We start from the raw sequence: 19,698 nt of genomic DNA on the forward strand, positions 1-19,698 counted from the left end.
CACCACAACGGCTACAGTGGGCCGAGCACCTTCGACTGGATCAATCGCCGGCGCGGTAAGCGCACACTCAAAGTCCTCCCCCAAATAGCAGCAGCGGACTCATCGGGGAAAACCTTAGAGAGGCACACGCCCTTGAAGGTGCGCTGAGGCCCGGACGCGATTGACACCAGTCTGGTGCAGCCCAAATCAGACTCAATGCTCAGCCAACCCCGAAAAGCCGACTGAGCCGAAGGTGCGGGTAATGACCAGCATGATTGTCGAACGCATACGTGCGACTGAGCTCCCCCTCGGAAACAAGCCCCTCCTCCTGACCTTCAAGCGCTGCCGATCCCCCTGCCCGCCTCCAACCATCATCCGCAGCCTCAATTCGCTCCAAAATCGGCGCACTGACATAAACGACTGAAGCAAGGTGCGGGCTATCACGGAGCAGCTTGGCAGCCCTTTGCGCCAATTCATCAGACTCTTGGCGTGAAACCTGTTCGAGCGAAGCCCCGGAGTGACGCTCAACCCCGACAACCAAACACCCCGGGCGCGTGCCAGTCATCTGCTTGCGAACAGCCCGCTTTGCAACACTGCCGAGCCCGGCCTCGAAATTGCTCGGGAGCGCGGCCTGAAAATCAATCGAAAGGTAGCACTCATCTCCAAACCCCTTGATGAAGCGAAAACCGTTCCCCGCCCCGATCAGATGATCGGCGAGCGCATAGGCCTCCTCCCTCACAAGCCCCTCACCCTTGACCACCACCTCCCTAAGATCAGAGAGAACTACTCGCACCAGGCAAACGCCTGGCACCTCAAATGCATCTTCTCCAGATCTCGCTTTGCCAACTGCACTCGCCACAGCCTCGACGACCGCCCCTCGCGCCGCCCCTTTGGGCAGCTTGTCTGTAAAGACAACCGAGATGCCAAAAAAATGGCGCTCCACTTGGAGCAAACGCGGCTCAATGAGCTGGAGGATGGGGCCGACCAGCAGGTGGAATTCTTCCTCTGTCAATGGCTCTCCCCGGTCAGCGGAAATACTCTTGCACTCGACCTCCACCCAAACATCACCCGGCTCCTCCGAAGCACCACCTGATTCCTCCGAAGCACCGCCAGGAAGCTTGACGAGCAAGTCGAAGGTACCAACTCCCACGTCTTCTTCCATCCACTGAATTTCGCAACCCTGCCGACTCAGGTGCGTTGCCACCATGAGCTCCAAGCGAAGCCCACGCATACCATCTGGAGCCTTGATGGCATGCCGCACCCGACCCAAAAGCTTTCCCTGACTTTCCGCGCCGCCATCAGATGAGTGTTGCCGACAGAGCAACAAGACCTGCGACGCAAAAATCAGCGCACTCTTGATGGCACCCCACGACTCTGAGGTTGGCGGCTGCAACCCGTGAGAATCAAACTCCCTCAGCCCGTAGGCAATGATGTTCCGGCTCCAGAGAAACGAACGCATCAGAGGCACCTCGCCAAGCTGATGCTCCAAGCTCGACACCCATTTGACCCACGGCCTATCGGGGAGCAAGCCCACCAGGGACTCGTAGATCTCTGGGAAATCATCATCCTTCAACTCAGCAATCACTCGCACCACACTCCTTGCGATCACCATCCCGACCACACGGTCGCCACACCTTGAGTCTGCGTCCTTCTATATAAAGGCGCCAGAGGCGGAATGGGTGCGCTCCCTCACAGCGGATGCCAACACCCGGCCGCCTCCAGATCTGCTTGCCAAGCAGCGACAGATGGAAGAGCTCAAGGAATCGATCAAGCAGAGAGACAGAGGCAGACAGATGAGTAGGTAGGCAGGCAGGCAGGCAGGCACAAAATAGTAGGAAAAACGCAAAAGCGCTTCCTAAAGAAAAAGCAATAGTGCTAACATATATTTATAGCTATTAACAATATATACCGAGTATACCTAAGACGTCAAGCCCCCACTCCCAAAATCTAGGATCTATTTTGCATGCGCCTCGACAATCAGACCTCCACCCACATCGGCACCGTCGCCCCGCTTTCGAATGGGCCCCACATCAACAAGCGCCCCCAGCTCATTCGTCCCCTCCTCATCCGAGATCTCGATCGATGAACGCTGTCGTCAAGGTCAAGGTCGACTACCGGGGGCCGACCAATGTGAAGACGATTCGCTTGCCGGCTGTGCTGACCGACAAGGGCATCCTGACCTCCCTGCTGCAGTATCAGAGTGAGCAGCATCGGAGCCAATCGTGGCACCAGAAAGTGAACCTGGTCGTCCGGCTGCTGCTCACCTTCGTTGACCACGGCGGCATCCCTTTCACCTCGCCCACAGACCTCCTCAAAGGTTTTCGGCATGCGCTGTATTACGGAACAGTCGACGAGCGCCTGGAAGACCCGACAGGCTTGTACTGGGGGCCCCGCACGACGGAGACTGCCGACGACCTGATCAACCTATTGACGGGATACACCGACTGGCTCACTCGTCAACCAGGCCACAGTGGGGTTCTCATGAACCCGATCAGGGACGCCTCTGGCTATGAGGAGCGGCTGAATTGGTGCGCCTACCATCATCGCCAAGACAACAAGCTCTTGAATCACTTAACGAGCGACGCGCAAGCAGAGGCGAACTTCTTTACCCGCGAGGTGGGACGGCAACAATCAAGCGTGATTGTCGATGAAGTAAAGCGCTTTCCTGAAAAGCACTTCCACAGGCTTCTTGATGAAGGTTTCGTGATTGCAGGCAAGCAAGACGAGGAAAAAAACCTGCGTACCGATTGGAAAAGTCAGTGCATAACAATCCTGATGAACAGTGGCGGCATTCGTAAAAGCGAGGCATTTCACATTTACCTTGACGACATAGATATTGATGAAGATCTAATGGAAGCAGTCGTGACCATCCACCATCCATCGGATGGGAAAGTCAAGAACGACAACTATGCAAACCGCAGAGAGTATCTACTTAAAAAATTCCGGCTAAAGCCACGCACAGATTATTTGAAATCAGAATCCCAGCATGCCGGCTGGAAGGCGCCCGCCATTAACAATCAACGTTACTTTGAAGTTCAGTTCTTCCCGCCATCGAAAGCTCAAGAATTTCTCTTGGCCTTTCGTAATTACGTGCTTTATCAGCGCGTAGAACCGAAAGGCTTGGGACACCCGTATGCATTTACCAACAGTAATGGCGAGCCTGAAACCATCAAGAATTTCCAGCGTCTGCATCGTGCCGCCGTAGAGAGAATTGGTCTGGAGCCGGCCAAATACCATGGCACTACCGAACACGGACATCGACATGCCTATGGCTATCGACTTGCAGAGGCTGGATTCAGTGCTGTCGAGATCAAAAAAGCCATGCACCATAAATGCGTAACCTCTTGCCAAGTGTATATCCAACCGACCAACTCGGATCTTCGCAAGAAAATGCGCCAAGTTGAGGCTGCGCATAAAGCCACGCTCCCAAATTCGGACGCACCGCAATCACCATAGATTCTACCCAGACCCACAAAGGCTCGCACACCTATCAGTAAAGTGCCATCGGCCTACTGAAGACGCCTTTAAACCTACGACGAAGGTTTCGAGGCATGAATGCGCTCGCCCTATAAAAACACCCCGAGCACCTACTAGTCAATGTAATTTCCAGAGAGCCAAGAATGCACAGCAGTCAAACATCATTAAAGCGCATCACCGACACTCTGGACAATTATCTTGAACAGACGGCTGGCGGCTTCCTATCTGCCCTACACAACATCGACAATCAGACCACAGAGAAAGCCGACGAGGACAACCGGGGGAAGCTAACTCTGCTTAACCAGCCAGAGAAAGGAGACCTTAACTTGAGAAATCCAAATAGGCAGACAGCAAGACTCGAAAACAAGCATTCAAATTCTCCCACACCCATAAACCTAGCCACAAAGCCTCTCCGCCAGCGGATAAATTCCTTCCACGCTACGCAGCAACTCGGCGAACGGATGCGGCACATCAAGTAGTACCTGATTAAAAACTGACCGCATATCAATTTTCTTTTATTAATTTACTGGAGCCCCCAAATGGGCAAGATAAAAAATTTCTACCCAACGTTTGAAGAAGCACGCGAAGCGTGTATTCGCTTGAAAATCACAACCGTTAGAGAATATAAAAAGCGCCGCACAGAGGATCCTCGCCTACCGAGCGCCCCTCATGAATACTATCCAGAAGAATGGCGTGGCCATTTGCATTTCATCGGGCAAGCCGAACCCGAAACCCACAGCTTTGAAGATGCCAAGTGTGCAGTCTTGAGACTTGGCATTACCTCATCCGCCGAATATTTAAAACTTTACAAAAGAGATTTCAGACTCCCTTCTCGACCAGACCAAACATACATTTCTGAATGGAAGGGCTGGATTGACTTTCTCGACAAAGAGCAAAAATATTCAGATTATTATGAGGCCCGCGCAATCGCACGCTCTTACCATTTCCGTACTGCGTCGGACTATCGAGACACCTGCATCGATATTGACCCACGCTTCTATGCAGCTCCTCAGCTAGCCTATAAGGAATGGAATGGATGGAATGATTACTTGGGTCTGGGCAAGGAAGCACTCCTCAAATACGAAGATGCGCGAGATCTGGTACGAAATGCAGGCATAACAACTCGAGCGGCCTACATTAAATTGAGAGCAGAGAATCCTCGCCTCCCCGCAGGCCCTGAGTCTACCTACAAGAAAATGTGGCACGGGTGGTTGCATTTTCTGGGGCTGGCTCGAAAACCCTACGAACACTATCATGAAGCCCAGGCTGCCGTGCGGGCGCTCGGTATTGCCACGAAAGGCGAATATCATGCATGTTTCTCTGAAGATACTCGCCTCCCCCCATCGCCAGATAGAGCGTATCCCAACTGGAAAGACTGGGAAGACTTCCTGGGCGGGCAACCAAAGTATCCCACTATCGAAGAAGCTACTGCTGCCGTCCGCAAACTCGGGATCGATGTCAAAAATGATTATCTGACCCGCTTCAGCGAAGACCCCATGCTCCCCAAAAGGCCAGACATCTTTTATCAGCGAGCATGGCCGAAGACCGGATGGCACGCTTTCCTTTTTGGTGCATTCTACCCAACGATGCGCGCGGCAGCGGCAGCCGCACGTGACTTGGGCGTTGTTTCAATTACCGATTATGCGCGGCTTCGGCACGGAGACCCAAAACTTCCCGGAGCCCCACGTGACGTATATAAGGATTACACCACTTGGGCCGACTTTATCTTGCCCGAGAAGTGCTCTACTCTTGAGGAACTCAAATTTGCCGTAAAGTATCTCGGCATAAAAAACAGTGTAGAGTATCGAGAAAAGCTATCGCAACACCCATGCCTTCCTGCGAATCCGGAGCGGTGTTTCCCTCACGACTGGGTAAACTGGTTTGATCTATGCGACATGATCAAGCCATACTCTTACGAGGAAGTCGTTGCAAAACTTCAGCCGCTCGGCCTTAGTTCTGCATTAGAGTACAAGGCCCATATCATTGAAACTGGCGACAATCGTTTTCCACTCACACCTGACAAGGTATATGATGATGAGTGGATCAACTGGACTTCTTTCCTTGGAAAAACAGAGCCTTATACTATTTCGACCTTGCGTGCGCCTTATGAGCAGTGGCAACCGGCAATCGTAAAGTTCTTACGCAGTGTCAGGGGCGCTTCGACCAAAGAGAACTACATTGTCCGCTACGTTCGCGACTTTCTCGCCCCCAGGAAAATCGGTCGCCATCCAACCGACATTTTCACATCAGACCGCTTCAACACAGATGAATTTAAACTCTATATCACCACCCTAAAGGAAACGCTGCAGCGCAAGGTAGTTAACGCGCTCAAGGAGTTTTCTGAACACTATATTAGTAGCAATTTGAGCATTGAGTGCGAAGATACCCGCGAACGTATCATGATTGAGGGAGCCCGGGATCCATTCATGGTGATCAATCCGGCAATCGCACCCATTTTTCAGCCAAGTGAAACCGTCAAACCTTGTCTGGCATTCCACCACGTAGCCGGATTGCGGGACTGGATTATTCCCCCTACTGCTCAGAGTTTCTCAGACCTCACTCACCTGCATGAGTTTGAGGCTGACTGGTATGAATTCGATGAAAACCTGATTGACCCTGACGACCCTAACTGCGTCTACAAGTTCGTGAACGGAAAGTGCCGTATCTGGTTCCCAGCCGCCTGGATGCATACTTACGCCCTTGCCTCAGTGCCGCTACGCGGTATTCAGATTGCCTACGCTGACTCCGGGGAGGGTGACCAGGAAATCCCTGTCATTCGTGATGGTAAAATTGCATGGATTAACAATCCCAATCGAATTAAAGGCAAGCCTAAGCCACAGGGATTCATCAAACGGTATGACGACGATGAAATTGGCATGCATGTCACAACCAACAAAACTTCACGCAAGCGCCAAACCTATGACGTGCCTTGGATGCCAGCAGCACTTGGCCTGTGGTGTATCAGACTCAGGGAATGGCAGACTAAATATAATCCGATCATCAGGGCGATGCCTTGGATTGAGTGCCGCCATACAAATTATTCAGAAAATGATCTTCTGGCCAAGGGAAGCAATTGCTTTTTATTCCGCGAGCTCGGAGCAGAAGAATGCAGCGGAAGCTTCTCCCCTAGACTTCACAACCGTATCGCCATCGCTCTTTATAACTCACAACCTAAAAGTGTCGAACTGGCAACACTAAACGGAAATCCGAATGGAGTCACTTCCTACACCTCTATTTATACTCCTCATACCATGCGGGTCAGCTTGATTACCGCCTATGTTATGGACGAGCGTATTCCTATGGAAATGATCGTTAAGATCGTAGGTCACAGCTCTGTTGTCATGACTATGTACTACGTGAAAATCAATGAAAAAATGATGCGGCTAAAATTTACGGAGGCAGAGAAGCGGGCCCTGTCCTCCAAGGCTAGAGAGGACTGGCAGAAAATCCAGCAGGGTCGCACCGAGCAGGTGCGACATGCATTGATCACAAACAATTCTGAAGCCATTGCTCGATTTGCAGGAAGTTTAGCGCCAGGCAGTACGTTGTTCAGGGATTACGGACTATGCCCCTATGCTGCTGATCGTTGCCACGACGGCTTCATGGCAGAAGTCGGAAAGTGGACATACGTACCTGCGGGCTACCTTGGAAGTGAGAACTGCATTCGCTGTAGACATTTCATTACTGGGCCAGTTTTCTTGGGAGGCCTGCTATCTCTGAGCAATGAGATCTCGCTTGCGGCAAAGTTCCAGTTTGACCACATCCATGATATGGAAGAGCTCAACTACGACTTGGAGCAGCGCGCCAAAAAATGCAGGGAAGATCAGAGTGACATTGAAAATGCGGGTGGGACTTACGATACCACAGAGCTAGATGAACTTGAATCTCAGATCAATGGCAACTATGGACAAATTTCCACTGCTTCCCGGACGGCAGACATGTATCTGTCGGACATGAATGGAATCAAGCGACTAGTGGAACAGTGCCAAGCCGCCCTCAACGAACAGGTTGACAACGACCATGCTTCAAACGCCACTCAACTTATCATTCAAGAAGAACATGAGGTAATGTTTGCCTTTGAGGAAACATCCTTTTTCCAACAGTTGAGCGAGGTCTGCGAAAATGCTCAGATCTACGTCTCAGCCAAAGCCGACTTGGCGCTCACGACACGCTCTCAGCACTTGGATCGACTTCTGCAGCTGAACGAGCTTCAGCCGACATTCTTCCGGCTGGACAAGCGGCAGCAACTGGTCATCGGCAATCAGGCTACCCAGTTCCTGCTTTCACGCCTGGGATCATGGGACAACCTGGACGCAGTTGTAGATGGACGATTGCTGATGCGAGATCTACCAGAAAACCAAAGGCTCACCACGCAATCCTTCGAGATGCTACTGAAGGGGGAGAAAGCCAGCGCGGTGCTTACCTACGCTCTCGAAAATGATAACGCTCAACGAACACGCAATACCCAAGACGCGGGTGTGATCGAATATACGTTCGAGCAGGTGGGCGAATCGGTAGTTCTGCAATCGCATGAGGAGTATGCCTGATGACCCCCGAAGAGCTCTTGGCACAGCTTAAAGCCACCAGCAAACCCCGCACGCACAAAACGCTCGATGCTGTTTACATGGCATGCAATGAGCAACGCGAGCGAGGCAGCACCGATTTCAGCTACGCGATGATTTCTCGCGTTGGCAAGGCATACGGCGTCCCGGCAACACAGAGCTTGCATAATGCGAGCGGTGCCAACTACCGCGCACTGATCGACTCGTTTGCACCCAAAGTAGGGCCTAAGGAGCCTAAAGCTACCGGGCCGTACGGGTGGATTGAAGCGCTACCAACGGGGGAAACGAAGCTCTTGGCCAAGATGCTGTTGGCGGAGCTCAGGGCAGCACAACGGATAATCAAAGAGGTGCTGCCAAGCGATCGAGTGTTTGAAATCGACCTACGGCAACAGCCGGCAGCACAGTTCAAGCTACTACCAGGAGAGCGACGGGCGTTGGAATACATCAGTTCTGAAGTCTTTTTTACTAAGCGTTCACTCACGCGCGGGCCACGAGGCGAGGTCTACGGGCCAAACAATGACGAGCTCTTCAGACCAGGTACAATGAATGCGATTGATAAGGCCTTGAAGCATCTCTAGCCTTTTGCCCCGCCGGGCTTGCGGGTCTCCCAAGCTGTACACCAAGATTGCACCATTTACTGTGGTGCAGTTGACCTCACCCTTCTCCACCGAGTTAGAGATCGATCATGAGCAACACTGCGTGAAGACCCCCTTTGCTCATCGCACTCTGCCTTCCTCAGCGTGATAGGCTCGCACAGAGGATACGTGGTGGCTCAAGGCTCTCAGCCGAAGCGGTAAAATGTCACCGTCATCATGCAATCGTCGAGCGCCCGATAGAAGAGCGCTCGGTGCCCGATTAACCATAGGAGCCGAGATTGGCCACTAACATCATCACCCGCGCAGGCCATAACGCCCTGAAGGCAGAGCTCGACCATCTCTGGCACACCTATCGCCCCGAGATCACCCAAAAGGTCACTTGGGCGGCGTCCCTTGGTGATCGGAGTGAGAACGCAGATTATCAATACAACAAGAAGCTGCTGCGTGAAATTGATCGACGAATTCGCTATTTAAGGAAGCGGCTTGAGGATATTCGCGTCGTCGATTACTCCCCGGAGCAAGAAGGCAAAGTATTCTTCGGCGCCTGGGTCGAAATTGAAAATGAGGGCGGTGAGAGCAAGCGATTCAGAATTGTTGGCTATGATGAGATTTATGGACGAAATGACTACATCTCAATAGACTCCCCCATGGCGCGTGCGCTTTTGAAAAAAGAAGAAGGCGATGAGGTAGTGGTGCAAACACCAACAGGCGAAGCGACCTGGTATGTCGCAAGCATATCGTATGAGCACCATGCGCCCTCACAACCGTGACTGCCTTTACTCATCCGCCCTCCTGACTTCACTCAGCAAGATAATCGGGTAAACGTCGCCAACACGGCTTTCGATCACTACAAGGACTACCTCTACGCGTTTGGTTGGGCGCTGAGGCTTTATGGCAACGAGCAATACCTAAAAGATCAGGACACCAAGCGTACTTGGCATCGACGCATACAGGTTATGAAAGAGGGAATGGCGAACCACGAAGCCGCATTCCAACAGATCCAACCTATAACCGTGACACCGCTTTCCTCGTGCCGGAGCTCAGAGAGAAACTGGCTCAGGCCAGAGACTGGTGACACGTTAGACGAGCCACCATGGCTCACCGTTAGGCTCCTATGTGCCTTTAGTTAACCCAAGCCCTCAGTACCTTCGCTCATAGTCTGCTCGAAAGTCTGCGAGCTCTACAAGGTTTTCCAGCACCTTGTAGCTCAAGGTGATCAGCGAATGAGTTCGCTGTGGGTCGTCCCAGCCGGCAGCGCCATGCTTACCACCATGAAACAGGTTGTTGCGTACAGTTTTCACCGACAGGACAACCTTCTCAAGATCAGAGCCACAGCTATCAAACCGCAGAGGCCTCCAGTCCAGAGACTTGTTTGCACCGACAACTTGCCGATCCGGTGGGGCGGCGAGGAGCTCGCAGGCAATAGCGCAGAGCTCATACTTCTGCGCGAATGCACCTACAAACGCGCCCCAACCTGGCTCGGCCCTATCCCCGGCTTTTTCCGATTTGAGGTAGCCGTTTTCCTTTAGGCAAAACTCAAATCGCGAAAACCAGTAGAAGAACTCAAAGGCGAGCTGGGAAAGCTTATTAGGTACCTGATGCTTGCTCATAGCTAGCCCCATAGCTATCTTTCATTTGCGCACCTTCCTCCAGATCCCATCGATTCCTAGCCTGCGTACTTGCGGGTGTAGACTTCGCTGAGCAGAGGGCCGCGCTCATCAGCATCCACCCCCTGACCCACGTCAGAAGGGGGACTTTGCCGCTTTGTCCTGCTCCCAATGGGTGATGCCATCAACTTCGTCAGTCGCGTCGGATGCAAGCATCAGGGTCTGCCGAGGGAAGAGCCCCTTTTTCAATCGTGAGATGGGTATGCAGCGCATATGGTAGCCACTGTAGACCACGATACCGTCTAGCTCAATGAATGCCACACGCGAGATGCCAGTTACACTGTAACTATTTCAAAGAAACTATGATATCAGCCCGATCAATGGTTCTGACCGGGCTGAGGAATTAGCTTAGCGGGCGAGCCAGCTTTCCACGACATCCGAACCGTACTGAGCTTTCCAGGCCTTCAGGCCCGCGTGATTACCCCCTTTCGTTTCTATAACTTCGCCGTTCTCAGGATGGACATAACGTTTTACCTGACGTTCCCGGCGAGGCGCTTTCTGCGATACAGCAGGAGAAGCAACACGACGAGTTGCTGCTGGATCCAGAATATTTACGATATCGCGCAAGCTGTAGCCATATTTGGCCAAAAGACCACGCAATTTGGTTTCAAACTCAATCTCTTTCTGCAGCTCAGAGCTGCCTTTCATGGCCTCCAATTCTGCCAGCTGGGCAGCCAATTTTTGTTCAAGCTGTCTAAACTCTGCAAGCCGCGACATGTGCATACTCCGTAGTGTGTAGATGATCTTAAGAGAATCCTAACGCAGTTCAAGTTCAAAACCAAATGAAAATCAGGGCCACCAGTCCCCGATTTGCTTGCTGCTGCTCCAGTAGCCACATTCTGAGTTTGGCAAGTCCACGGACAGCTCAATAACTTTCGGGATATCTACTTTTAATGGATCAAGCAGCTCGACTTGTTGTGTAGCCCAGCTAACCCACATTGCCAATGCCATTTGAGTTGCCTCGTCCGGAGGCGAACTTTGAACCGTCGCTTGGATGAATGCTTGCAGCCGTTGAGCGCGCTCCCAGCTTACTAGATTTTTCATCAAATTCTGGCGCAGGTTCTCCAAACGACGTTGCTGGTAAATCCTTTCTTTGCGCACCCGCTCCTCCTCAGTCCATCGACGGCGACTAGCTTCTTCGGATGATCGTTGGGCTTTCACAGATTGGGCGATACGAACGAAACCTGTGAGGATCTGACCGAGCTTCGACTCAAGCATCCCTGTTTTGCTGTCAGTCCAAGTTTTTTGAATGAGAACCTCGGATCGTGCATCGACGATGAGGGAAATTACGCCAGTGGGCTCCCACCCAAAGCGAGCCGCTCTCATCGCGGTAACGTCAGGCCTCCATTGCTGCCCAGGCTTGAAAGGTTTCGGAGGGGGCGGTGGAATATCGAAGCGTTTTATCCGCTCCTGGATTGTGATCAGTAGCTCCTCCCCGTCAACTTGCACGAAGCTACCGTTACTACCAATACCCCAGGTGTACCCCGACGACTCACTGGCTTTGATCAAGCTATCGTAGAGAAGCGCGCAGCGATCCACCTCATTCCTGGAGATGTGCGAGTTCAATACCTTTGTTCTGTCGAATACCAGTGCATTGTTGAGCTCTTTGGCCTTCCTCGCTGCACTTAGCCATTTTTTTACCAATGGATGGGGGTCAGATAACTCCGTTGGCACGATCAAGATTTTAGGGTCTTTGATCACATTTTCTGGCCTCAGCCTGGCAGCCTTCTCGACATTTAGAACGTGAAACGTGATTGGCGTGGTGGAGGCTGGGGGCTTTGGACGACGCGGGCGTTTTGAGACTGGCTTGGCCCAATGCCCCCGGGTAGGCAAAGTGATCCCCGCTTTGCGGCAGGCCTTCGACAAGCCCACATCCGAGACACCTATTTCCTTTGCGATGATGAGGACAGATCGCTCCCACACCATTTCAAATAGCTGTTGAGGTGTGAAGGTCTTTTCGACGTACATTACTCACCCTTTGTGGCATCCAAAGCGTTGTACCAATCAGCGTATGGCGAAAGGTCTACCCGACAGCGATTGTAGTCCGGGCTGCCGTCGTCCCACCAAACGGGCCCCCGCTCGCCCAGACCCACTTTGGCAGCATTCACTCGCTCACGCGCAGATTTGAGCATGCTCGAATCGTCAGCGCGCTTGGCCTTTTTGACATCTCGTCGAGCATCCATTAGGGCATGCACAAGGCGTTGCCGCTCGCATTCACTCAATGAAGGATTCGTGCTGCGCCAGAGCTCACCTTTGACAACGAAGTAGCGTCCGTCTGGTGTCGTTGGATTCATAGCGCGGATCTCGTTAGCGATACATCAAAGACACCAGAGATGACTCAAAGGCTGCATGCCAGAAGAAGACGGATCGCCACGTTGCCTGAACTGTCGCTCGTGGAGGCAGCGCAACCTGCCAGCCGGATGCACGAGATGGAGCAAGTCAGCTTTCCCTAGGCACACGGAGCACATTTGTACTCCAGCCTCTTCCTGTCACTGCATCCACCAAACGCCCCTACCCTGTGTGTTTACGGAGCTCCTTTGACACAGGTTATTATCGGTGGCTGATCACTGAGAGGCTCAAGCAGCGTATGACCGAACACAGCCGGCACGACATACCATCAGGCGCGTTAACGGCCCGGGACGTGAGCCAGGTGTTACGAGAAGCGGTGTTCGGGCGCCGGACAATGACCAAGATTGGCAGCCAGTCCTGGGAGCAGGTGTACGCCTGCCATTTTGAAGTGGATGTAGATGGATGGCGGATCACGATCTACAACGACTGTGACGAACTGGATTACTGCGAGCGGTGCGTGAGCCCGGATGGGCAGCGCTGGGATTTCGATCCTGGTGACCGGACAGATCCGGTTGCTCTGTTATCGACATGGGAGCATCAGAGCCTGGAGCGCATGTTGAAAGCTTTGTAGAGCGTTGAGGGCGTGCCCTACTGGCCCGGCTGTCGTGAACCGAGCCATCGCCTTGCGACGACTCAGCCCTTGGCAGGCCTTTTATCAGCCCGGCGCGCTCCGCTTGGTGTCTCTCATTCAGTGATCTTCCGAAGACGGCTTGATGCCGCTAAGGCTGCTGCCGCTCACAGCCGCCTCACTCGGCTAAGCTGAATAACATCGGTGGTGGCAGATGGAGAATTGCTCGCTAGGCCCCAGCTAGCCACCGCTAAAAAGGACAGAATCATTTAGAGGGTGCAAAGGATATGCGCAAGAAAGGTCAATCATGGCTCCTGCCTCTGCTGGTTCTCTTCGTGATGATCTGGGCCATTGGCAAGAAGGATTCTCCTAAAACTGAGCCACCAGTCAGCCGGGCGCCGGTTAGCACTTTGGCCTCAACTTCATCACCAGCACCACAACCTACACAAGCCTCGGCACCCGAGCATTTCGTCAACGCGGACAAGCTGAATCTGCGCGCTCAACCGGGAGGGAAAGTGATCTCCAGCCTCAAGCGAGGGGAGAAGGTTCAGGTCTATGAGCAAAAAGCGGAATGGGCGCGAATCAGCCTCGACGGCCAACCACAACGATGGATCTCCTACAAAAACCTCTGCAGCGGCTCGAACTGCTTTGTCACCTCGCAGCCCAAAAGGGAGCGCCCTGCTCCGCAACCAGTTCGCAGCTCAACACCTGAATATGGATCATCGTGCCCCTGCTCCTCTGGTCGTGTCTGCATAGGCCCTAGAGGCGGCCGCTACTGCATCACATCTGGGGGAAACAAACGGTATGGCGTTTAACTTATCGCTAATGATTGGGCTTGGCTGGGCCGCCAAGGACGCTTAGCTGATAGTCAGTAACGGCCTGAAACTGATGTTCAGCCAGCAGCCGGAAACGCTCAAGCTCCGCTCCGGTGATACCTCCGGCTTGTGCCTGGTGATACCGTTTCATAGCCTCTACAGCGTCCGAGTACATTGGATGATCTGGAGGTAGAACGCTGTTGAGATCCTTCGCCATTATGGAAATCCTCAGGGTCTATGCGAATAGCTGAACCATAGCCTGCCTGAATTACGTTAGCTTCCGCGGTAGCAGTTTGGGCACTTCCAAGGAGGTGAGATCTAATTGAGGACAGCCTCGCAATCAGCTTTGCTACGTAAGCGGCCTGCCGACGGCACATTTCGAATTAGTGTACTGATTCGCCTAGTGTACCGGCTTTGTGCAGTTGATAGTCAATCACAGTCTGGTACAGATGATCCGCCTCGATGCGAAGGCGCTCGAGATCGGCGTCGGATCGGCCTTGGGCCATTGCCTCGTTGTAAGCCCTGATGGCCTCCAGCGCTTGGTTCAGTAGAGGCTCACCTGCCTCCGCCATTCCCAGCAGTGTTCGCTTCATCTGCTTGCCTCTGCGTTGTTAACTGACTCGCTTTTGGTTTCGTAGACACATCGAATGGTTGCAAATGGCCACTAACTGACTTTCGCGAATGGCTGCCTCCGATCCACAACTGTCATTGGTAAATGGCAGCAACCGACCCAATTTAAAAAGTTGCAATCCTATTTTCCCCCGCCTTTTGTAAAGCGGCGAGTAACTCATTGTTGCTTCCCCCGAGCAGACTTGTCGCCTGGGCAGCACGCTTCAACAGCAATAGTCGAGCCGCCTGGAGCTGATCCTTGTTGAAACGCTCGGAGGGGCCTGACAGCGTGAGAGCACCTTTGAACTCATGGCCGACACCAAACACAGGAGCAGAGATCGATGATGTGTCTGGGTCACGTTCTCCGAACGAAGCTGCCCAGAACTGTTCCCGCACCTCAGCTAAAGCGCGATCAGCTGGCGGGCCAAATGCCCTGAGGATCTTTCCGGAGGCTCCGGCATGCAGCGGGAATCGGTCACCCTCATGGATGCTGAAGCGCACTGCTCGCTTGGGTTCTACTCTGAAAAGTACCACTCGGATATCGTTCTCGATCACGTAGAACGAAGAGGTCTCGCCACTCTCTTCAGTCAGTGCCTCAAGCACCGGATAGATCGTGTCGCGTAGACGGAAAGAGGATTGGTAAATCTGAGCCAATCGCAGAGGCTCATGGCCCACAGCATACTGCCCGTCAGCCAGGCGCCTGATAAATCCAGCCCTTTCCAAAGAGCTCATGAGTCGAAGGATGGTGCTTTTGTACAAACCAGTGCGACGAGCGATCTCAGCTAGCGGGAGAGTGCTTTGATCAGGCTCGAAAGCTCTAAGGATCGCAAAGGCTCGATCAACCGCTGCCACCCCTCCGTCAGCATTGTTCTTGGAAGCTTCGGCTACCGTTGGCTCATTTTTTGGTGACATCAGACTTCTTCTCGGCACAATCGTGAAAAAGCGGCCCCTTGAAGGGGCCGTTCAGATGGCTGATACCTTACCTGTGAGTACGGTTAGCAGCTAGTCCATTGTCCAGAACAACGTTCTGCTTTACCAACATCAGACTTCAGGCATCATGCATAAACAGTCGCAGGGACAATGCCATCACGGCGGCGAAGAATAGGATGCATCCCATGACCATCAGGCCCGCCGTGAAAGACTGGGTGTAGTCCTTCAGGAAACCCATCAGGTATGGCCCGACGAACCCGCCAAATGCACCTATGGAGTTGATCAGAGCAATACCCCCAGCAGCAGCTTGGCCACTCAGGAACTTCGCCGGCAGCGTGTAGAAGATCGTTTTCGCCGAGATTGTTCCCACCAGGGCCAGTGTGATGCCTGCCAGCGCTGGAATCAGGGCGTTCATATTCACCGCAAAGATCAAAGCAAGGCCGGCCAGTACCAACGCTGTGATCAGGTTCAAGATCCCGCGTCCGCTCCGGTCAACATGCTTGGCCCAGAACAACAGGCCGATGGTTGAGAAGAAATACGGTACTGCAGCGACCCATCCGATCAAGCTTATTTCTACGCCCTGCGCCTTCAGCATTTGCGGCAGCCAGATACCGATACCGTAGGTGCCGATGGTGAAGCTGAAGGTGATGGAGCTCAAGATCCACACTCGCGGATCCTTCAGTGCTGCAGCGAAGCCGTGGCTTTTTTTGGTGTTCGCCTTTTCCTTCTCCAGCATGCCGGTGAGAGCGTCCTTCTCTTCTTGGGACAGCCACTTGGCCTCGTTAGGCCGATTGGCAAGCACCTTCAACGTGATGAGCCCCAGGACACAAGCTGGCAAACCCTCAATGATGAACATCCACTGCCATCCCGCGAGCCCCCAAGCACCGTGCATTTGAAGCAAGTAAATAGAAAGTGGGCCACCTACAAGGAAGGAGATCGGCGTTGCAACTGTGAACCAAGCCAGTACCCGAGTACGGTATTGGGCAGGGAACCAGAGGGTGAGGAAGAAGATTACTCCAGGAAAGAAGCCGGCCTCGGCAACACCCAAGAGGAAACGAACAACGTAGAAACTATAGGGGCCGATAACGAATGCCGTGGCTGCTGCGGCAAGTCCCCAGGTGATCATGATTCGAGCCATCCAGAGCCGTGCGCCGAACCGGTACATGGCCAGGTTACTGGGGACTTCGCAAAGGCAATAGCCCACAAACATGATCCCTGCACCCAGGCCAAACTGAGCAGCAGTCAGCCCGAGCTGGTCGGTCATCTGCAGGGCTGCGTAACCGACACTTGTGCGATCCAGGTAGTTGAAGAAATAGGCCAGTGCCAGCAATGGGATAAGCCGCCAAGCGGCCTTCTTCATTGCTCTTTGCTGCAACAGAGATGTGACTTCAGGCTGCGGCATGGACAAATGGGTATCCGGGGTCGTGACATTAGCCATGACTGTATCCTCGGTTTTGTTGTTATGAATACCGTGGCTGGATGGGCCATCGGTGAGCACAGGCTTCTAGTACATCCAGTACCAGTAGCGCTGCTGATTTCGCCCGAGAGTCATTTCGAGCTCGATGTGAAAAGGGTGTCGCTAGCGAGCCCTGGCAGGAGGCTTGCATCAGTTGTGATTAGGCAGTTTTGACCGTGCCGCTAGCTTCGAGCTGAGTGATCTCGTCGTCACCGTAACCCAGCTGTGCAAGCAGCTCTCTCGAATGGCTGCCTAGGGTCGGGACATTGAGACGAGCGCCAAAGCGTTGGCCATTCATCTCAAAAGGCAGCATCGGCACCTTCACCTGCTCGCCATCTGGCAACGTCAGCTCTGCCATACCGCCAGACTGATTAAGGTGCTCATCCTCAAACATGTCTTCCGGTCGCTGAATGGGGGAAAACGGCAAGCCGGCTTTCTCACAGAGAGCCATCACGGTCTGCTTATCCATGCCAGACAAGCGCTCCCGCACCATAGGAATTATTCGGTCTCGAGCTTGAACGCGCTGGTTGTTCCGACTCAGTTCGGCGTCCTTTCCAAATTCAGGGAAGTCGAAGGTTTCGCAGAATGAGACCCACTGACTGTCGCTGACGACGCCCATGAAGACCTGCTCACCATTCTGGGCAGTCTCGAAAACGTCATAGATAGCCCAAGCCGAAATTCGACTCGGCATTGGTGCTGCCGCTTTACCGGTCACGACTTTCTGCATCATGTGCTGAGCGACTAGGAAGGCCGAGTTTTCAAACAGACCGGTCTGTACGAACTGACCACGGCCAGTCTCTTTGCGCTGCAGCAGGGCGGCAAGAATTGAGACAGTGCTGAACATACCGCCCATCACATCGTTGACAGAGGCTCCGGCGCGCAATGGGCGCCCGACAGGCCCAGTCATGTAAGCCAAGCCCGTCATCATCTGTACGACCTCATCCAGCGCCGTGCGCTTCTCATAGGGGCCTGGCAGGAAGCCCTTCATCGAGCTGTAGATGACGTCCGGCTTGATGGCTTTGACTTGCTCGTAGCCCAGGCCCAATTTCTCCATGGCGCCAGGACGGAAGTTTTCAGTCACGACATCTGCCGTGGCGAGCAATTTCTTCACAGCGGCCATGCCTTCCTCGGACTTGATGTCCACCGCAAAGCTCTTCTTGTTGCGGTTGTAGGTCATCCAGTAGCCGGCACCCGATCCCATCAGTCGACGGGTGTTGTCGCCCTCCGGCACGGGCTCCACCTTGATAACCTCGGCGCCGAGATCCGCAAGAAGCAGCCCGCAGGTTGGGCCCATTACCATGTGGACAAACTCAACTACGCGAATGCCAGACAGGGGGAGAGATTGTTCTTCGTGCAGGCTCATATGGCCTCCTTCGCATAGGTGAAATTCTTGCCAACGCCGGCATCTGGGATGAAGCCGTAGACAGGCTCTCCGGGAAGCCCACGGCGTAGTGCCTCACGTGCCGCAACCAAGCGATCAATGTCGACGCCGGTTTTCAGGCCCATCGACTCAAGGAGGTACACCAAATCTTCAGTGACGATGTTGCCCGAAGCACCCGGCGCGTATGGACAGCCGCCCAAGCCGCCTTGAGAGCCATCGAACGTCTTCACGCCTGCGTCCAGTGCAGCGACGACGTTGGCCAGACCCTGGCCCCGAGTGTTGTGGAAGTGGGCGCTGCCTGCGAGCGCGCCGAGCTCTTGGAACAGACGAGTGAAAAGTCGACGCACTTGAACCGGGTTGGCGTAGCCGACCGTATCTGAAAGGCCGACTTCGTCTACCCCTAGTTCCGCCATTTTCAAGGCAATCGCCATGGTCTCGTCGTCGGTTACGACGCCTTGAAGTGTGCAACCGAAGGCTGTCGAAACGCCGGCCTCGATCAGGACATTCGGGAAGCGCTCATTACGCAAGGCAACCACCGCCTGAACCTCATCGAAGACTTGAGCGTGTGTCTTGCGGATGTTTGATATCGAGTGCTGCTCGCTAACGGAAATGGGCAGCGTGATCTTGTGCACACCAGCGTTGAAAGCGGCTTCGGCACCCTTGAGATTCGGCACCAGGGCAGTGACGAAAAGGTTCGGCAGGGTCAGGGCATGAGCGACGACCTGGGCCGCATCGGCCATCTGCGGCAGCAGCTTCGGAGATACAAACGAGCCGACCTCGATCTCTCTCAAGCCCGCGCCCGCCAAAGCTGAAATCCACTCCAGCTTCAATTCGGTAGGCATGGTGGCCTTGACGCTCTGCAAGCCATCTCTGGGCCCGACTTCGCTGACGAGGATGTCGATATCTGTCGCTTCTTTCACGGAGGTTCTCCTGTTACTGGGGAGAGCCTGTCCGAACATTCACTCAGTGCGGCTGCGAGGCGAAGCGCAGTTTTTATGATTGTTCTGTCAGGCAGAATTAAGTTCTGTTTTAGTATCTACCCACATTTTCACACCTGTCAATGAGGCTGACGATGAAAGGATAAGGTCGGCTTTTCGCTGGCTATTGAGAGCGATCGTGAGTTTCGAGCGAGACTTGACAGCAAAGAAAATAGCTTGGAAAGTGTTCTACCAAGAGCAATGACGTTCTACCGAATAGAACAGTCGCTCGAAACAACAAGATATCCCAGGCAACGTACACTGATGAGATTGGCCCAGACTCGGCCGTTTGAGCCTCAGCGTCGTGTGTCTGTTTTCACATGGAGATTTGC

The 19,698-nt window shown here is 53.5% G+C and carries 17 protein-coding genes; 6 read left to right on the forward strand and 11 right to left on the reverse strand.

Features of this window, described 5'->3' with window-relative positions:
* Nucleotides 1-199: 199 nt before the first annotated feature.
* Entirely contained in the window at nt 200-1,564 is a 1,365-nt protein-coding gene (locus tag ACF8FG_RS17820; RefSeq protein ID WP_392519002.1) for a hypothetical protein, read from the reverse strand.
* A gap of 497 nt (nt 1,565-2,061) precedes the next feature.
* On the opposite strand from ACF8FG_RS17820, the gene gmtY reads away from it, so the two are divergent.
* The 4 genes from gmtY (at nt 2,062) to greB (ending at nt 9,384) form a co-directional block, all read left to right on the forward strand.
* Nucleotides 2,062-3,435 (forward strand): gamma-mobile-trio recombinase GmtY, encoded by a 1,374-nt coding sequence (gene gmtY, locus ACF8FG_RS17825; RefSeq protein ID WP_392519003.1) that lies wholly within the window; start codon nt 2,062-2,064, stop codon nt 3,433-3,435.
* A 560-nt stretch (nt 3,436-3,995) separates the two neighbouring features.
* Nucleotides 3,996-8,003 (forward strand): VPA1269 family protein, encoded by a 4,008-nt coding sequence (locus ACF8FG_RS17830; RefSeq protein ID WP_392519004.1) that lies wholly within the window; start codon nt 3,996-3,998, stop codon nt 8,001-8,003.
* Nucleotides 8,003-8,596 (forward strand): gamma-mobile-trio protein GmtX, encoded by a 594-nt coding sequence (gmtX, locus tag ACF8FG_RS17835; RefSeq protein WP_392519006.1) that lies wholly within the window; start codon nt 8,003-8,005, stop codon nt 8,594-8,596. The genes ACF8FG_RS17830 and gmtX overlap by 1 nt, the downstream gene beginning before the upstream one ends.
* A 296-nt stretch (nt 8,597-8,892) precedes the next feature.
* Nucleotides 8,893-9,384 carry a transcription elongation factor GreB gene (gene greB, locus ACF8FG_RS17840; RefSeq protein WP_392519007.1) on the forward strand — a complete coding sequence of 164 codons (492 nt, stop codon included), beginning with the start codon at nt 8,893-8,895 and terminating at the stop codon, nt 9,382-9,384.
* A gap of 369 nt (nt 9,385-9,753) precedes the next feature.
* Here the strand turns inward: greB and ACF8FG_RS17845 are convergent, their stop codons facing one another.
* The 4 genes from ACF8FG_RS17845 to ACF8FG_RS17860 form a co-directional block, all read right to left on the reverse strand.
* The gene (locus tag ACF8FG_RS17845) at nt 9,754-10,224 is read right to left on the reverse strand and encodes a hypothetical protein (RefSeq protein WP_392519009.1); all 471 of its coding nucleotides are present in this window, start codon (nt 10,222-10,224) and stop codon (nt 9,754-9,756) included.
* A 405-nt stretch (nt 10,225-10,629) separates the two neighbouring features.
* Nucleotides 10,630-10,998 carry a histone-like nucleoid-structuring protein, MvaT/MvaU family gene (locus ACF8FG_RS17850; protein ID WP_392519011.1) on the reverse strand — a complete coding sequence of 123 codons (369 nt, stop codon included), beginning with the start codon at nt 10,996-10,998 and terminating at the stop codon, nt 10,630-10,632.
* Nucleotides 10,999-11,070: 72 nt separating this feature from the next.
* Nucleotides 11,071-12,249, reverse strand: coding sequence for a hypothetical protein (locus ACF8FG_RS17855; protein ID WP_392519012.1), 1,179 nt, complete (start codon nt 12,247-12,249; stop codon nt 11,071-11,073).
* Complete coding sequence (locus ACF8FG_RS17860; protein WP_392519013.1) at nt 12,249-12,575, reverse strand: hypothetical protein; 327 nt, start codon at nt 12,573-12,575, stop codon at nt 12,249-12,251. Before ACF8FG_RS17860 ends, ACF8FG_RS17855 begins: the two co-directional genes overlap by 1 nt.
* A gap of 293 nt (nt 12,576-12,868) precedes the next feature.
* Between ACF8FG_RS17860 and ACF8FG_RS17865 the strand changes: the two genes are divergently transcribed.
* Together ACF8FG_RS17865 and ACF8FG_RS17870 are read left to right on the forward strand one after the other, a co-directional pair.
* Nucleotides 12,869-13,201, forward strand: coding sequence for a hypothetical protein (locus tag ACF8FG_RS17865; protein WP_392519014.1), 333 nt, complete (start codon nt 12,869-12,871; stop codon nt 13,199-13,201).
* A gap of 284 nt (nt 13,202-13,485) precedes the next feature.
* Nucleotides 13,486-14,013 carry an SH3 domain-containing protein gene (locus tag ACF8FG_RS17870; protein WP_392519016.1) on the forward strand — a complete coding sequence of 176 codons (528 nt, stop codon included), beginning with the start codon at nt 13,486-13,488 and terminating at the stop codon, nt 14,011-14,013.
* 7 nt (nt 14,014-14,020) lie between these two features.
* Here the strand turns inward: ACF8FG_RS17870 and ACF8FG_RS17875 are convergent, their stop codons facing one another.
* The 6 genes from ACF8FG_RS17875 to ACF8FG_RS17900 all read right to left on the reverse strand — a co-directional run bounded on the left by ACF8FG_RS17875 (nt 14,021) and on the right by ACF8FG_RS17900 (nt 19,309).
* Nucleotides 14,021-14,230 (reverse strand): hypothetical protein, encoded by a 210-nt coding sequence (locus tag ACF8FG_RS17875; RefSeq protein ID WP_392519017.1) that lies wholly within the window; start codon nt 14,228-14,230, stop codon nt 14,021-14,023.
* Between the two features lie 166 nt (nt 14,231-14,396).
* Complete coding sequence (locus tag ACF8FG_RS17880; protein ID WP_392519018.1) at nt 14,397-14,606, reverse strand: hypothetical protein; 210 nt, start codon at nt 14,604-14,606, stop codon at nt 14,397-14,399.
* 142 nt (nt 14,607-14,748) lie between these two features.
* Entirely contained in the window at nt 14,749-15,534 is a 786-nt protein-coding gene (locus tag ACF8FG_RS17885) for an IclR family transcriptional regulator (RefSeq protein ID WP_392519020.1), read from the reverse strand.
* Between the two features lie 136 nt (nt 15,535-15,670).
* A complete protein-coding gene (locus ACF8FG_RS17890; protein WP_392519021.1) occupies nt 15,671-16,990 on the reverse strand; it encodes an MFS transporter in 1,320 nt (439 codons plus the stop codon).
* A 178-nt stretch (nt 16,991-17,168) separates the two neighbouring features.
* The gene (locus ACF8FG_RS17895; protein WP_313364742.1) at nt 17,169-18,371 is read right to left on the reverse strand and encodes a CaiB/BaiF CoA-transferase family protein; all 1,203 of its coding nucleotides are present in this window, start codon (nt 18,369-18,371) and stop codon (nt 17,169-17,171) included.
* The gene (locus ACF8FG_RS17900; RefSeq protein ID WP_392519023.1) at nt 18,368-19,309 is read right to left on the reverse strand and encodes a hydroxymethylglutaryl-CoA lyase; all 942 of its coding nucleotides are present in this window, start codon (nt 19,307-19,309) and stop codon (nt 18,368-18,370) included. Before ACF8FG_RS17900 ends, ACF8FG_RS17895 begins: the two co-directional genes overlap by 4 nt.
* Nucleotides 19,310-19,698: the final 389 nt, after the last annotated feature.

This window comes from Pseudomonas sp. YQ_6 (genome assembly GCF_043103245.1).
GTDB classification, from domain to species: domain Bacteria; phylum Pseudomonadota; class Gammaproteobacteria; order Pseudomonadales; family Pseudomonadaceae; genus Aquipseudomonas; species Aquipseudomonas alloputida.